General features: G+C 68.2%; 1 pseudogene. It reads right to left on the minus strand.

Annotated elements, in window-relative coordinates:
• A pseudogene (locus MT346_RS18565) lies at positions 1 to 242 on the minus strand (hypothetical protein); the annotation flags it as partial.

The raw sequence follows: 242 nt of genomic DNA on the forward strand, positions 1-242 counted from the left end.
GTGTCGCCGGCCTTGAGCGTCAGGCCGGAACCGTTGTGGTTCAGCAGACCCTGCACGTAGGGACGGTACGACCCGTCCGGCGACCAGTACGTGACCGAGCCGGCGGTGATCGGGAACGACACGGCGCCGTTCTCGAGCTTCGCGGTGCCGGAGACACCCGGGGTGAGCTTCAGGCTGGTGAGGGCGTCGGTGAAGCCCTTGTCGAGGGCGACGGAGGTGTTCCCACCGAGCACGTTCGGGAC

The organism is Curtobacterium sp. VKM Ac-2922, from assembly GCF_022815645.1.
GTDB lineage: Bacteria > Actinomycetota > Actinomycetes > Actinomycetales > Microbacteriaceae > Curtobacterium.